The sequence below is a fragment of the Rhizobium sp. LjRoot254 genome, assembly GCF_964254105.1.
Lineage (GTDB): Bacteria > Pseudomonadota > Alphaproteobacteria > Rhizobiales > Rhizobiaceae > Rhizobium_E.
The window spans coordinates 5,569,289-5,582,879 of sequence record NZ_CAXUSM020000001.1 but is presented as its reverse complement, the minus strand read 5'-3'; the positions used below and the strand labels follow the sequence as shown (position 1 = coordinate 5,582,879).

The window sequence follows — 13,591 nt, the reverse complement described above, 5'->3', positions numbered from 1 at the left end:
ATGACGACCGAGACCCACGACCCTATCACGCTGGAAATCATCCAGAATTCGCTTCAGGCCACGGCCGACGAAATGTTCGCCGCGATGCGCAAGACTGCGATGAGCTCGATCATCTACGAAGTGCTCGACATGGGCACCGGCATCACCGATGCCGGCGGGCGCCTCGCCTCGTCGGGCGCTGGCATTCCCGGCTTCATCGGCGTGCTCGACAAATCCGTGTCCTTCCTGCTGTCGAAATTCAAGCCGGAGGACATCGAGCCTGGCGACGTCTTCATCACCAACGACCCATATTACGGCGGCGTCACCCATCTCAACGACCTCGTCGTCTGCATGCCGGTTTTCGCCGAAGGTCGCCTCATCGCCTGGACCGCCAATATCGCCCACAATTCCGATGTCGGCGGCAAGTCGCCCGGCTCGCTCTCGGCCGATGCGACAGAGATTTTCCAGGAAGGCCTGCGCCTGCCGGCGATCAAGATGATCTCCAAGGGCGAGCCCATCCCGGGCATTTTCGACATCATCACCGTCAATTCGCGCATGCCGGATTTTCTCGAGGGCGACCTCTGGGCTGCCATTGCGGCGGTGCGCATTGGCGCCCGGCGCCTGACCGAACTCGCCACCAAATATGGCATCTCGACCTTCGAGCACGCGATGGCGAATTTCATGGATCATGGCGAGAAGATCGCGCTGGCCGAACTCGCCAAGCTGCCGCACGGCACGTTCGAACTGACCGAAGAACAGGACGACGGCCGCTTCTTCAACGTCAAGGTGACGATCTCGGATACCGAGTTCGTCATCGACCTGCGCGACAATCCCGTGCAGGATTCCGGCCCCTCCAATGCCGGCTACGACGACACGCTGGTCAGCATGCAAGTCATCTTCAAGGCGCTGACGGACTCGACCTCGCCCGCCAATGCCGGTTCATTCCGGCCGCTCAAGGTGCTGACGACACCAGGCACCACCTTCCATGCCAGCGAACCCGCCGCTGTCGGCTTCTATTACGAGATCGGCATCCGGGGCTACGATCTGGTCTGGCGCTGCCTGGCGCCGCATATGCCGGACAAGCTGCCGGCCGGGCATTTCTCCTCGATCGCCGGAACCTTCATCGGCGGCATCCATCCCGATACCGGCCGCCAATACACGATCATCGAGCCGCAGATCGGCGGCTGGGGCGCGTCCGCCGGTCGCGATGGCAACAATGCAATCTTCTCGGCCGTGCACGGTGAGACCTACAATTGCCCGGCCGAAATCTCCGAGGCACGCAACGGCCTGTTCGTCGATCGCATGGAGCTTTCCACCGAACCCGGCGGCGAAGGCGAATTCTCCGGCGGCCACGGCATCAGACTCGACTATCGCATCCGCCGCGACAACTCGTTCCTGACGCTCGGCTACACCCGCTCGCGCATCCTGCCCTGGTCGCTCGATGGCGGCAATGAAGGCTCGGCGAACTATATTCTCGTCATGCGCACCGACGGCACAAGCGAGCGCTACGCCTTCGGCTCCGGCATCCGCGTCGACACCGACGACGTCATCCGCATCATCACCGGCGCCGGCGGCGGCATCGGCGATCCGAAGACACGCGACCGGGCAAAGGTGGCGGACGACATTAGGAACGGCTTCATCACACCCGAGCGCGCTGCCGAAGTTCACGGCTACCGGGCTGAATAAATACAAACAAGACCCCGCCCCAACCCCTCCCCACAAGGGGGAGGGGCTAACCCAGCCGCACCGCTTTCGCCCAACTATCCCGAAACGATTCGTGGGCCAGGGAGAGAGCCGAGCGTTAAGCCCCTCCCCCTTGTGGGGAGGGGTTGGGGCGGGGTCTTTCCTTAAAATCAAATACACACTGAAGGGAGAAACCATGTCCGAACAATCCACCAAACGCCTCGCCGCTCTGCGCGAGAAAATGGCGGCCACCAACACCGGCCTGATCGCTATCGGCCCCGGCTCGCATATGGATTGGGTGCTGGGCTTCCATCCGCATCCAGATGAACGGCCCTGCCTGCTATTGATCGCGCCCGAGAAGGAAGCCTTTCTGATGCCGGTGCTGAATGCCGAGGGCAGCCGCGAATTCACCGATATCGAGTTCTTCAACTGGGCCGATGCCGATGGTCCGATCGAGGCGCTGAACCAGACGCTCGCCGCCATCGGTGCCACCGCGCCTGGCAAGGTGGCGCTCGATGAAACGATGCGGGCTGATTTCGCGCTTCTGCTGATCGATGCCCTGCCGGCCGACACCGAACGCACCTTCACGCCCGAGACACTTGGGGCGCTCCGCATGCGCAAGGACAGTGCCGAGTACAAGAAGCTCAAGATGAACGCCGGCATCGCCGATCGCGCCATCCAGACCGCCTTCTCCAAGGTCAAGCCGGGCATGACCGAGACAGATCTTGCCGCCGAAATCCGGGCACACTTCTCGTCCGAAGGCGCCTCGCCGCAGTTCTGGATCGTCGGTGCCGGCGGCAATGGCGCATTCCCGCATCATTCCGCGAGCGAGCGTGTGATCCAGGAAGGTGACGCCATCGTCATCGATATCGGTGGCCGCAAGCAGGGCTTCCCATCGGACATCACCCGCATGGCCGTGATCGGCCAGCCGCCCGAAGGCTATGGCCAGATCCATTCGATCGTCGAAAAGGCCGTGCAGGCGGCATTGAAAGCCGCCAAGCCCGGCGTGCCGGCAAAGGAGGTCGATGCGGCCGCGCGTGGTGTCATCACCGATGCCGGCTACGGCGAATATTTCGTCCACCGCACCGGCCACGGCATGGGCATCGACGGCCACGAGCCGCCCTACATCACCGCGACGTCGGACACGGTTCTGGAAGAAGGCATGGTCTTCTCGATCGAGCCCGGCATCTACCTTCCCGGCCGGTTCGGCATCCGGCTGGAGGACATCGTCATCCTGCGCGAGGACGGCCCGGAAATCCTGTCATCCCTGCCCCGCGACGTCCATGTCGTGAGGCTCTAACGGATCACATGCGGTTCGAAGCGGGGATATATGCTCGCATCGAACGGCTTCTCCAGCGCGACGAGGTTGCGCTGGAGGCTTGAAGCCTTGGCGGTGCCGAGCAGCACCGACGCCACGACCGGCTCCTGGAACGGAAAATGCAGCGCGGCCGATGCCAAATCCGTGCCGGCGTCCTTGGCGATTTTCTCCATCGCAGCGACCTTCGCCCGCACATCGGGCTTGGCCTCCATATAGTCGAAGGTGGCCCCCTCGACAGGTCCGGTGGCGAGAATGCCTGAGTTGAACACCCCGCCGATGACGAAGGACGTGCCACGCTTGCGGCAGAGCGGAAGCAGTTCCGCCTCGGCGCTACGGTCGAGCAGCGTATAGCGTCCGGCCATCAGGATCACATCGAGATGGGTGTCGGACATGATATCCATGATCACCGGCACTTCATTGACGCCGAGGCCCCAGCCCTTGATGACGCCATTCGATTTCAGGTCGTTGAGCTTGCGGATACCGGATTCGCGGAAGGCCCTGAGATGACGCTCGTTGTCGCCGGGCGCATGGGTATAAGGCCCGATGTCATGCACGAAGACAATGTCGAACCGGTCCATGCCGAGCCGCTTCGAGCTCACCTCCAGGCTTTTCTCAATACCTGCGCCCGAATAGTCGCAATGCTGGATGACGGGATACGCTCCGACGAAGCCATAATCGCCACCCTTGCCCTCGGGCACACCGATATGAAGCCGGCCCACCTTGGTGGAAATCACGTAGCCGGATTTGTCCTTCAGGAACCGCCCTACTCGTTCTTCCGCCAAACCCGCGCCATAATGCGGCGCGGTGTCGAAGTATCGGACACCGGAATCCCATGCCGCCTGCAACACGGCCTGCGCGCTTTCCTCATCGACGGCGCGGTAGAGGCCTGCGACCGGCGCCGTGCCGAAGCCGATCTCGGTGACGTGAACACCGGTCTTGCCAATTTCCCTCGTCTTCATGCTTGTTTCCCTATCGAATGCGTTGCCCGTCAGCGGAAAAATACCGGGCATTGGCGGGATCGAAAGTCAAGCGCAATGTCTCGCCGGGCTTCATCTGCGTGCGTCGTTTTTCCGCCACCACCGTCTCCTCGGTCGCGAGCCGGGCATGCACATAGGCCGTCGATCCAAGCTGCTCGATCACATCCGCCGTCGCCGGCAGTTCGATGCCTTGCCCTTCGTCGAGATGCTCCGGCCTTATGCCGATGCGGATATGCGAACCGGCCGCCGGCAGGCCCCTGAGGTCAGGCAGCGGAAGCTCGATACCGCCGAATGAAATCGCACTCGCTCCCACCTTGCCCTCGAAGAAATTCATCCGCGGCGAGCCGATGAAGCCCGCGACGAACTCGTTGTCCGGATCCTCGTAGAGATCGACCGGCGTACCGATCTGCTCGACCAACCCGGCGCGCAGCACGACAATCCGGTCGGCAAGCGTCATCGCTTCCGTCTGGTCATGCGTGACGTAGACGATCGTATTGCCCAGCGTCTGGTGCAGCTTGGCGATCTCGACCCGGGTCTGCACGCGAAGCTCGGCATCGAGATTGGAGAGCGGTTCGTCGAACAGGAAGACATCCGGATTGCGCACGATCGCCCGGCCGATGGCGACGCGCTGGCGCTGGCCGCCGGAGAGTGCCGCCGGCTTGCGGTCGAGCAGCGTCGTGAGTTGAAGAATGCCGGCGGCGCGATTGATCTTCTCCGCGATCTCGGCCTTCGGCGCCTTGGCCATCCGCAGGCTGAAGCTCATGTTCTCGGCAACCGTCATGTGCGGATAGAGCGCGTAGGACTGGAACACCATCGCCACGCCGCGTTCCGATGGTTCGCGGTCGTTCATTCTCGCGTCACCAATCAGCAGGTCGCCGCCGGTGATTTCCTCGAGCCCCGCGATCATCCTGAGAAGCGTCGATTTTCCGCAACCGGACGGGCCGACGAACACCGTGAACTCGCCTTTCTCGATCGCCATCGAGACGCCATGGATCACCTTGACGGCGCCATAGGTCTTGGAAACGTTGCGCATTTCGATCTGTGGCATGTGAACAGTCCTCAGCCTTTGACGGCGCCGGTGGCGATACCGTTGACGATCCGCCGCTGGAAAATGATGTAGATGATGACGATGGGCGCTGCGGCGATGACGATGCCCGCCATCAGCAGTGGAATATTGGTCGTGTATTCACCCTTCAGCGCCGCGATGCCGACCATCAGCGTCCGCTCCTTCTGCAGCACGAGCAGCGAGATCAGCACGTCGTTCCAGCAATAGAGCGTGTTGAGAATGCCGAGCGTGATCAGCGCCGGCTTGCCGAGCGGCAGCATCACATGCCACCAGATCTGGATGAGCTTGGCACCGTCCATGCGCGCAGCCTCGACCAGTTCCCGCGGCAGGCCGGAATAGAACGCAGTCATCAGGTAGACGCAGAACGGCAGGAAGAACGCCGTATAGGAAATGATCAGCCCGATGCGCGTATTGACGAGGCCGAGCGTCACGATGGTGCGATAAAACGGCACCAGCACAACCTGCACCGGGATCATCAACGACGCCAGGATGACGATGAACAGCAGCTTGCGATAAGGGAATCTCAGCATCGCGAAGGCAAAGCCCGCGAGCGAAGAAATGATCAAAAGCAGCGCTACGGCACCAACCGTCACCACCACGGAATTGAGGAAATATTCGCTCAGCCGGGACCGCGTCCAGGCATTGACGAAATTCTGGAAGGTCGGGTCGGTGACAATGTTGAAGCGGTTGAGGATATAGCCCTTGTCGGTCTTCAGCGCGTTGTTGATGGCGAAATAGACCGGGTAGAGGCAGGTCAGCGCCAGCAGCATCATCGGGACCGACAGTCCCCGCATCAGCCATTTTTCGCGTGTGCCAGATATCGCCATGACGCCCTCAGAGGTTCGCGTTCTTGGACATGATGCGGATCTGGACATAGGCCAGCCCGGCCATCAGCGAGAACAGCAGCATGGAGATCGCCGCAGCATAGCCCGGCCGGTTCATCTTGCCCTGTTCGAGCCAGATCAGGAATTCCGGCAGCGTCGTCGAAGTGCCCGGCCCGCCGGCGGTCAACACATAGATCAGGCCGAACATCGAGGTCAGCGCACCGATCGTGGTCACCACACCGACGAATTCGATGATCGGCCTGAGCACCGGAATGATCACATGCCACCAGATCTGCATCGGCCTGGCGCCATCGAGCCGCGCCGCCTCGACCAGTTCCGTCGGCACGGTCGACAGGCCCGCGAGGAAGATCAGCAGGCTCATGCCGAACGTCGACCAGAGCTGCACCGAAAATAGCACGAAGAGTGCTGTCGATCCGGACCCCAGCCAGTCGACCGGCACCAGCCCGACAGCCTTCAGCATGGCATTCAGGCTGCCATCGAAACGCAGCACCATGTTGAAGATCGAGCCGATGATGACGGAGGAAAGCACGGCCGGGAAGAAATAGACCGCGCGGAAAAAGCCGCCGCCGGGCACGCCCTGGTGTATCAGGATCGCGAGCAGCATAGGCAGCGCCACCCAGATCGGCAGCGTGGCGATCAGGATCAGCGTATTCTCGACGGAATCGCGGAAGGCATTGTCGCTGGCGAGCGCCACGTAGTTGCCGAAGCCGACGAATTCGAGCTTCGTCATGCCGTCGGAATCGAAGAACGACAGCACGAAGCCCCAGAAGAGCGGGAAAATACGGAACATCGCCACCAGCATCAAAGCAGGTGCGATGAACAAAAGTGCGATCCGTCTTTCCGCCGGGCTACCCACGAAAATGTCCTTTGAAAAAAGCGGCCGGGGCGGTTGGATTTGCCCCGGCCAAATCGATTGTGAATGCGGTTACTTGCGTGCCTCGGCCTGAACCTCGTCCATGCGCTTGACGGCTTCGTCGACCGTGGTTTCGCCGTTGAGCAGAAGCTGGCTCAGGCGATGGATCTCCTCGAGTTCCTTAGCCGTGGCATTGGTATGCGCTGTCGGCGCGCCCGAGGTTGCCATCAGCTTGAGGATCTCGATCGCGGCGGGGCTCTTCACGCCTGCTGTATCGACCTTGGAATTGGCCGCCACGGCGCCGGCATCGTTGAAGAAGATCTGCTCGAGTTCAGGTGAAGCGAGAACCTTGGCGAATTCGACGGCAAGATCGGCATTGGCTGAAGCTTTGTTGATGCCGTAGCCGATACCGCCGGACAGCGGGAACTTCGGTTCGCCTTCCTTATTGTCGGCAGCGACGATCGGCGCGGGCATGACAAAGACGCCATCGTTTTCCGCACCCAGGAATTCATCGAACTGCTTCCAGTGCGCAACATCAGAGATCAGGCCAATGGTATTTGCCGCTTCACCGCGCATGAAGCCTTCGTACTCATCCATGAACTTGGCGGTGGAATTCGCACCCTGTGGGAACCAGCCATTCTTGTTGGCGTCGACCCAGCTCTGCAGGATCGCCTTGACCGGTTCGCTCGACCATTTCAACTTGCCAGAAGCAAATTCCGCATGCTGCTCGACGGTCCACGACGTTGCCGCGATGGCCGAGAACCAGAACTCGATCCCAAAACCTTCCTTGTTGCCCATGGCAAAGCAAGGCACCGCACCCTTGGCCTTGATCGCATCGCAGACCTTGGTGAGTTCGGCCCAGGTCTTCGGCGGGTTGGCGGGATCGAGCCCGGCATCGGTGTAGAGCTTCTTGTTGTAATAGATTACAAAACCCTGGATCGAGAGCGGGATGGCATAGACGCCATTGGCATCGGCGAACTCTTCCCAGCCGACCAGATCGTCCTTGATATCAGCGACTTTGTCATCGAGCTTCAGAAGCGCGCCGAAGCGGGCCTTGGCCTGCGCACCGCCATTCATCAGGAACATGTCGGGACCGGCATTGGACGACAACGCGGTGCCGAGCAGCGTGTAATACTGGTCATGCGGCTGCATGACATAGTTGACCGTGGCGCCCGGATGGGCGGCCTCGAACACTTCCTTCGCCTTCTGGTAATAGGGAACGCTGAGCGGATCGCTCGATTTCCAATCCCAGACGGTAATTTCCTGTGCCCAGGCCGAGGTGCCGGAGAGCAATGTGCCAAGCATCAGGGCGGCTTTCAGTGTCATGCGCATATCGGTTTCCTCCCATGGAAATGTGCCGGCGGCGAACCGCCGGAATATCAGCTTTCAGAATAGGGGCAGTCTTGGATTATGTGGCGCCGCGCCAAGCGCGTCGCGGGCAAGAATAGAGGGTCGCGACCATTCTTCGCGCGCCGCCTCGCTCAATACTAAGCCATGGCCGGGCCGATCCGGAGCATAGGCCCAGCCGTCGCGGATTTCGACCGGCTGTTCCACGAGATGGTCGAAGTTCTGGAACGAATATTCGAGCCATTCGACCTCGGGCAGCGCGCAGGCCGCGTGAACGCCAATCTCAAGGAACGTGTTGCCGAGGCAGACGGGTATAGCCTTCTCCGCCGCCAGCCAGCCGATCCGCATGACGTCCGAAACCTGGCCGTGGACATTGATAATGTCGGCACCCTCGGCCTCGAGCAGCAGACGCTTGCCCGAGAGATCGAGATATTCGCCGGAATTGATCTGGGTGTGGCTTGTCGCCTCGCGAAGCATCTTCAGGCCGGCGAAATCATTGCGCAGGATTGGGTCCTCGACCCAGAGCAGCTCGAACCCCGCCTTCTGGATTGCCTCGATCTTGACCAGCGCTTCCTTCGAAGACCATGCCTCATTGGCATCGATCATGATCTTCGAATCCGCCGGCACGACCTGTCGCAGCAGCGCGAGGCGATTGAGATCACGCTCGAAATCGGCATGGCCGACCTTGATCTTGAAGGCGCGGTAGCCAAGGCCAGAGGCATGGGAGAAGAGTTTCTGGAAGTCGTCGTCGCTAAGATGAAAATCCAGCCCGCTGGCATAGGCACGAACCTTGTTGCGCGTGGCCCCGAGCAATTCATAGAGCGGCAGGCCAGCCTCCTTGGCCGCGAGATCCCAGAGCGCCACCTGCAGCGCCTCATGAAACGGCAGCGAAAACGGCCGCATATTGCCGCCGCGCGGACGCGCAACCCTGTGCACCAGCCCGATCGCCTTGCGGCCCTCGAGACCCGGAAACACTTCCGAGGCAAAGACGCGCTCGATCTCGGCCTGATCAGGCAGGCTGGTAAAAAGCGTCTGGATAAAGCCGAGGCCCGATTGGCCGCTGTCGGAGATCAGTTCGAGTGCTGCTACGTTCACATCATCGGCACGCACCTGGCTGTCGCCGATGACGCGGTCGCGGGCGAATTGGAAGCGGGTGATCCGGAAGGATTTGATCGTCATTTAAGCTGCACTTGATCTATTAATTTGTTGATCTGATCGATCAGATGCGCTATCTAATATTCCAGAAACGAGAGCAGTGCAAGTGGTCCGCAAGAAAAAACTCGCCTCGGTCGATGATGACCCGATCCCGTCGCAGCGCATGAGCGACCTCGCTTACGAGCGCGTGCTCGAAGCCCTGTTCGAGCGAAAGGTCCAGGCAGGCTCTTTCGTCTCGCAAGGCGAACTGTCTGAAATCGTTGATGTTCCAGTGGCGCCGCTGAGGGACGCACTGCGCGTTCTGGAGGCTGAAGGCATCCTCACTATCCATCCGCGATCAGGCATCCAATTCGTCCGGCCCGGCTTCGAACTGACGCGGGCAACCTACCAGTTTCGCTTGATTTTGGAGCGTGCGGCGGTGCGCATATTTGCTGAAGAAGGCGATGAGGATTTGATCGTCGCGATGGGCCGCCGCCACAAGGATTTGATCGAAACGATCGCCTCGAACGGCCTGACCACAGCTGACCTCCTCGAGATGGAAGAGCTCGAACGGCTGCTGCACAATGCCGTGATCGGCATCCTGCGCAACCCACTGATTGAAAGCAGCTACCGCCGCATGCACAATTATCTCCGGCTGCTCCGTCTCGACCGCAAGCTCACCGCCCCCATCGTGCTCCGGACATTGAAGGAACATGTCGAGATCGTCGAAGCCTGCCGCAAGCGCGATGCCGATCGCGCGGAATCAGCGCTCGACGCCCATTTCCAGGCGGCCATGCAGCGCAGTCTCGGCCTGATCTAGCTCTTGGCTTCGCCGGCCTCGGCCCCGGCCGCCCGGCGCGTTACGACCACGAAGGCGCCAATAAAGATCCCTGCCAGGATCAGCACGATCGTCGGTGCCGGCGCGCTGTCGATGAAGAACGAAAGATAAATGCCGGCCACCGAAGCGGTAACGGCGATGACGACCGACAGGATGAGCATCGTGCTGAACTGCCGCGTCAACAGGAAGGCGATCGCGCCGGGCGCGATCAGCATGGCGATGACGAGAATGATGCCCACCGCCTGCAATGCCCCCACCACGGTCAATGAAATCAGGCAGAGCAGGCCGTAATGCAGCAGGCCGACCCGCAGGCCCACGGCGCGCGCCTGTGCGGGATCGAAGGCATGCAGCAGGAAATCCCGCCATTTGATGCCGATCACACCCGCCGTGACGAGAGCAATCGCGGCGGCCTGCGCGATATCGGCCCATTGCACGCCCAGCATGTCGCCGAACAGGATATGGTCGAGATGGACGTCGGACTGGATCTTGACATAGAGCACCAGCCCCAGGCCGAACATGCCGGAAAACACCACGCCCATCACCGTATCCTGCTTGATACGGCTATTATCCTTGAGAAAGCCAGTGGCGACCGCGCAGATCATGCCCGCCACAAACGCGCCGATCGCATAGGGAAACCCGACGATATAGGCGATGACCACGCCGGGAAATACGGCGTGGCTGATCGCGTCACCCAACAGCGACCAGCCCTTGAGCACGAGGAAGCACGACAGTAGCGCCGTGGGCACCGCGATCAGAACCGATATGACCAGAGCATTGATCATGAACGGGAACTGGAAGGGCGCGAGCAGCGTATCGATAATGGTCATTGGCCGGGCTCCAGCGCTTCGGCCGCACGACGGCGTGCCGCCAGCATGCCGTGCTTGGGGGCAAAGAAGAAGGCGATGAGAAAAATCAGCGTCTGCAGCACGACGATAATGCCACCCGTGGCGCCATCGAGAAAATAACTGGCATAGGCGCCGATAGAGCTCGTCAGGGTCCCGATCACCACGGCGATCACCAGCAGGCGCGGGAACCGATCGGTCAACAGGTAGGCTGTGGCGCCCGGCGTCACCACCATGCAGATCACCAGGAATGCGCCCACCGTCTGCAACGCCGCCACCGTCGAAGCCGCCAGCAATGCGAAGAACATCACGCGCAGCGCCGTCGGATTGAGGCCGATCGAACGTGCGTGGTTCTCATCGAAGAACGCCACCATCAGGTCCTTCCACTTGACCAGCAGTATCGCCAGCGAGACGAATCCGATGATCGCGAGTTGCAACGTATCCTCGGGTGTGATCGCCAGGATGTTGCCGAGCACGATAGTCTGGATATTGACCGAGGTCGGCGACAGCGACACCATGAAAAGCCCCAGCCCGAAGAAGGAGGAGAAGATCAGGCCGATGATCGCGTCTTCCTTCAGCTTGGTGCGCTGGTTGAGGAACACCATCGCTGCTGCCGCCAGACCGCCGGCAAAGAACGCGCCGATGGAGAACGGCAGGCCGAGCATATAGGCGCCGGCAACGCCCGGAACGATCGAATGCGAAAGCGCGTCCCCGATCAAGGACCAGCCTTTGAGCATCAGATAGCAGGAGAGAAACGCACACACGCCGCCGACCAGCGCAGAGACCCACATGGCGTTGATCATGTAATTGTAGCCGAAGGGTTCGAGCAGGACCTCCATCAGCCTTGATCCTCGGCCGTCTCCGCCTTTTCGCGTGGCACGGCCTTGCCGCCCTGGAGCACCAGCGGCCGTTCGTCATCGGTAAACAGGCCGAATGGATAGGGCGCCTCGCTATCGGCATGGCCGAGCACGAAATGACGCAGCACGCCGCCAAAGGCGCTCTCGAGATTGGCCTGGGTGAAGACCTCGGAGGTCGGGCCATAGGCAAGCACAGTTCCCTTGACCAGCACCGTCCGGTCGCAGAATTCCGGCACACTGCCGAGATTGTGGGTTGAGACCAGCATCACGCGGCCCTCGTCGCGTAGCGCGCGCAGAAGCGCGATGATGGCATCCTCGGTCTTGACGTCGACGCCGGTGAAGGGCTCGTCGAGCAGGATCACCCGCCCGTCCTGCGCCAGTGCACGGGCGAGGAAAACGCGCTTCCGCTGGCCGCCCGAGAGTTCGCCGATCTGGCGCTTGCGATAGTCGGTCATGCCGACGCGAGCGAGCGCCTTGTCGACCGCCTCGCGATCTGCGGCCTTGGCAATGCGCATCATCCCCATATGGCCGTAGCGGCCCATCATCACCACGTCCTCGACGAGAACCGGGAAGTTCCAGTCAACCTCCTCGGCCTGCGGCACATAGGCGACGAGGTTCTTCTTCAGCGCCTGCGCGACCGGCATGCCGAGCACGGAAATATCGCCCCTGGCGAGGCGAACGAACCCCATGATCGATTTGAATATCGTCGATTTGCCCGAACCGTTGACGCCGACCAGCGCCGTGATCGTTCCGGTCGGGATCTCGAACGAGGCATCCTTGATCGCGGTCAGGCCGTTGCGATAGGTAACGGTCGCATGCCGGACGGCGAGGCCTGACCCAGTGTCGGAAGATGCGGCTGCGGACGTGATATCGGAGGCCATTTCATTCATTGCGACAGGCCCTCGGCCAGACCCTTCTGTATCGTATCGGAGGTCACGCGCAGCAGATCGACATAGGTCGGCACCGGCCCGGCTTCATCGCTGAGGGAGTCGACATAAAGCACGCCGCCATAATGGATGCCGGTCTCGCGCGCGACTTGCTGCGCCGGCTTGTCGGACACGGTGCTCTCGCTGAAGACGGTGACGATGCCGTGCTCCCTGATCGCATCGATGACCTTGCGCACCTGCTGCGGCGTGCCCTGCTGGTCGGCATTGATCGGCCAGAGATAGAGTTCCTTCATCCCGAAATCACGGGCAAGATAGGTAAACGCGCCTTCGCTGGAAACCAGCCAGCGCTTGTCCTCGGGAATCGTCGCGAGCTTCTCGCGGATCGGCGCGACCGTCGCCTGGATCTTCTTCTTATAGGCCTCGGCATTGGCTTTGTACGTCTCGGCATTGGCCGGATCGTATTTCACGAAGGCATCTCTGATATTGTCGACATAGATCAGCGCATTCTTGGGCGACATCCAGGCATGCGGGTTGGGTTTGCCCTCATAGGGGCCTTCGCTGATGCCCATCGGCTCGACGCCGTCGGAAACGACAGCACCTGGCACATCACTGAGGTTCTGGAAGAACTTCTCGAACCAGCGCTCCAGGCCCAACCCATTCCAGAGAATAAGCTGAGCGCCCTGCGCCCGCTGGATATCGCCCGGCGTCGGCGAGTAATTATGAATTTCGGCGCCTGCCTTGGTGATCGATTCCACCACCGCCGCATCGCCGGCAACGTTGCGCGCCATATCGGCGATGACCGTAAATGTCGTCACCGCTTTGAATTTTTCCGCCGCCGCCGCCGGCGTAAAGCTTATCAACAACGCAAACGCAGCGCCTGTCATCCCGGCAAGAACATGCCGCCTTGTCCTATCGAGCACCAGCTTCCCCTTATTGCGAGTAAGTTGCAATAGCAGGATTAATAG

At 61.1% G+C, this 13,591-nt stretch carries 13 protein-coding genes; 3 read left to right on the top strand and 10 right to left on the bottom strand.

Annotated features, from left to right (window positions below; genetic code table 11):
* Positions 1–1,665: a hydantoinase B/oxoprolinase family protein gene (locus ACSQ26_RS27580; RefSeq protein ID WP_436014644.1), complete on the top strand. Its 1,665-nt coding sequence runs from the start codon at positions 1–3 to the stop codon at positions 1,663–1,665.
* A gap of 193 nt (positions 1,666–1,858) precedes the next feature.
* A complete protein-coding gene (locus ACSQ26_RS27575) occupies positions 1,859–2,962 on the top strand; it encodes a M24 family metallopeptidase (protein WP_436014642.1) in 1,104 nt (367 codons plus the stop codon).
* Here the strand turns inward: ACSQ26_RS27575 and ACSQ26_RS27570 are convergent.
* The 6 genes from ACSQ26_RS27570 to ACSQ26_RS27545 form a co-directional block, all read right to left on the bottom strand.
* Positions 2,959–3,939, bottom strand: a complete 981-nt coding sequence (locus ACSQ26_RS27570) for an aldo/keto reductase (protein ID WP_436014640.1) — start codon at positions 3,937–3,939, stop codon at positions 2,959–2,961. The genes ACSQ26_RS27575 and ACSQ26_RS27570 overlap by 4 nt on opposite strands.
* Positions 3,940–3,949: 10 nt before the next feature.
* Entirely contained in the window at positions 3,950–5,005 is a 1,056-nt protein-coding gene (locus ACSQ26_RS27565) for an ABC transporter ATP-binding protein (protein WP_436014638.1), read from the bottom strand.
* A gap of 11 nt (positions 5,006–5,016) precedes the next feature.
* Positions 5,017–5,850: a carbohydrate ABC transporter permease gene (locus ACSQ26_RS27560; RefSeq protein WP_436014636.1), complete on the bottom strand. Its 834-nt coding sequence runs from the start codon at positions 5,848–5,850 to the stop codon at positions 5,017–5,019.
* Between the two features lie 7 nt (positions 5,851–5,857).
* Positions 5,858–6,724 (bottom strand): carbohydrate ABC transporter permease, encoded by an 867-nt coding sequence (locus tag ACSQ26_RS27555; RefSeq protein ID WP_436014634.1) that lies wholly within the window; start codon positions 6,722–6,724, stop codon positions 5,858–5,860.
* 69 nt (positions 6,725–6,793) lie between these two features.
* Complete coding sequence (locus ACSQ26_RS27550; RefSeq protein WP_436014632.1) at positions 6,794–8,053, bottom strand: ABC transporter substrate-binding protein; 1,260 nt, start codon at positions 8,051–8,053, stop codon at positions 6,794–6,796.
* 54 nt (positions 8,054–8,107) lie between these two features.
* On the bottom strand, positions 8,108–9,247 hold the full coding sequence (locus tag ACSQ26_RS27545) for a mandelate racemase/muconate lactonizing enzyme family protein (protein WP_436014630.1): 1,140 nt from the start codon (positions 9,245–9,247) through the stop codon (positions 8,108–8,110).
* A gap of 139 nt (positions 9,248–9,386) precedes the next feature.
* Here ACSQ26_RS27545 and ACSQ26_RS27540 point away from each other — a divergent pair, with 139 nt between their 5' ends.
* Entirely contained in the window at positions 9,387–10,022 is a 636-nt protein-coding gene (locus tag ACSQ26_RS27540) for a GntR family transcriptional regulator (protein ID WP_436015496.1), read from the top strand.
* On the opposite strand, the gene ACSQ26_RS27535 is transcribed toward ACSQ26_RS27540, so the two are convergent.
* From ACSQ26_RS27535 to ACSQ26_RS27520, 4 genes are read right to left on the bottom strand one after another with little or no spacing between them, the layout of a single operon-like run.
* A complete protein-coding gene (locus ACSQ26_RS27535) occupies positions 10,019–10,867 on the bottom strand; it encodes a metal ABC transporter permease (protein ID WP_436014628.1) in 849 nt (282 codons plus the stop codon). The two genes, ACSQ26_RS27540 and ACSQ26_RS27535, sit on opposite strands and share 4 nt — an antisense overlap.
* Positions 10,864–11,721 (bottom strand): metal ABC transporter permease, encoded by an 858-nt coding sequence (locus ACSQ26_RS27530; RefSeq protein ID WP_436014626.1) that lies wholly within the window; start codon positions 11,719–11,721, stop codon positions 10,864–10,866. Before ACSQ26_RS27530 ends, ACSQ26_RS27535 begins: the two co-directional genes overlap by 4 nt.
* The gene (locus tag ACSQ26_RS27525; RefSeq protein WP_436014624.1) at positions 11,721–12,629 is read right to left on the bottom strand and encodes a manganese/iron ABC transporter ATP-binding protein; all 909 of its coding nucleotides are present in this window, start codon (positions 12,627–12,629) and stop codon (positions 11,721–11,723) included. The genes ACSQ26_RS27530 and ACSQ26_RS27525 overlap by 1 nt, the downstream gene beginning before the upstream one ends.
* A complete protein-coding gene (locus ACSQ26_RS27520; protein ID WP_436014622.1) occupies positions 12,626–13,546 on the bottom strand; it encodes a metal ABC transporter substrate-binding protein in 921 nt (306 codons plus the stop codon). Before ACSQ26_RS27520 ends, ACSQ26_RS27525 begins: the two co-directional genes overlap by 4 nt.
* Between the last annotated feature and the right edge of the window lie 45 nt (positions 13,547–13,591).

Excerpts from the sequence above, each read along its gene's own strand:
- ACSQ26_RS27580 (WP_436014644.1), top strand. The coding sequence starts at position 1 with ATGACGACCGAGACCCACGACCCTATCACGCTGGAAATCATCCAGAAT.
- ACSQ26_RS27565 (WP_436014638.1), bottom strand. The coding sequence starts at position 5,005 with ATGCCACAGATCGAAATGCGCAACGTTTCCAAGACCTATGGCGCCGTC.
- ACSQ26_RS27550 (WP_436014632.1), bottom strand. The coding sequence starts at position 8,053 with ATGCGCATGACACTGAAAGCCGCCCTGATGCTTGGCACATTGCTCTCC.
- ACSQ26_RS27560 (WP_436014636.1), bottom strand. The coding sequence starts at position 5,850 with ATGGCGATATCTGGCACACGCGAAAAATGGCTGATGCGGGGACTGTCG.
- ACSQ26_RS27540 (WP_436015496.1), top strand. The coding sequence starts at position 9,387 with ATGAGCGACCTCGCTTACGAGCGCGTGCTCGAAGCCCTGTTCGAGCGA.
- ACSQ26_RS27530 (WP_436014626.1), bottom strand. The coding sequence starts at position 11,721 with ATGGAGGTCCTGCTCGAACCCTTCGGCTACAATTACATGATCAACGCC.
- ACSQ26_RS27570 (WP_436014640.1), bottom strand. The coding sequence starts at position 3,939 with ATGAAGACGAGGGAAATTGGCAAGACCGGTGTTCACGTCACCGAGATC.
- ACSQ26_RS27545 (WP_436014630.1), bottom strand. The coding sequence starts at position 9,247 with ATGACGATCAAATCCTTCCGGATCACCCGCTTCCAATTCGCCCGCGAC.
- ACSQ26_RS27535 (WP_436014628.1), bottom strand. The coding sequence starts at position 10,867 with ATGACCATTATCGATACGCTGCTCGCGCCCTTCCAGTTCCCGTTCATG.
- ACSQ26_RS27575 (WP_436014642.1), top strand. The coding sequence starts at position 1,859 with ATGTCCGAACAATCCACCAAACGCCTCGCCGCTCTGCGCGAGAAAATG.
- ACSQ26_RS27525 (WP_436014624.1), bottom strand. The coding sequence starts at position 12,629 with ATGAATGAAATGGCCTCCGATATCACGTCCGCAGCCGCATCTTCCGAC.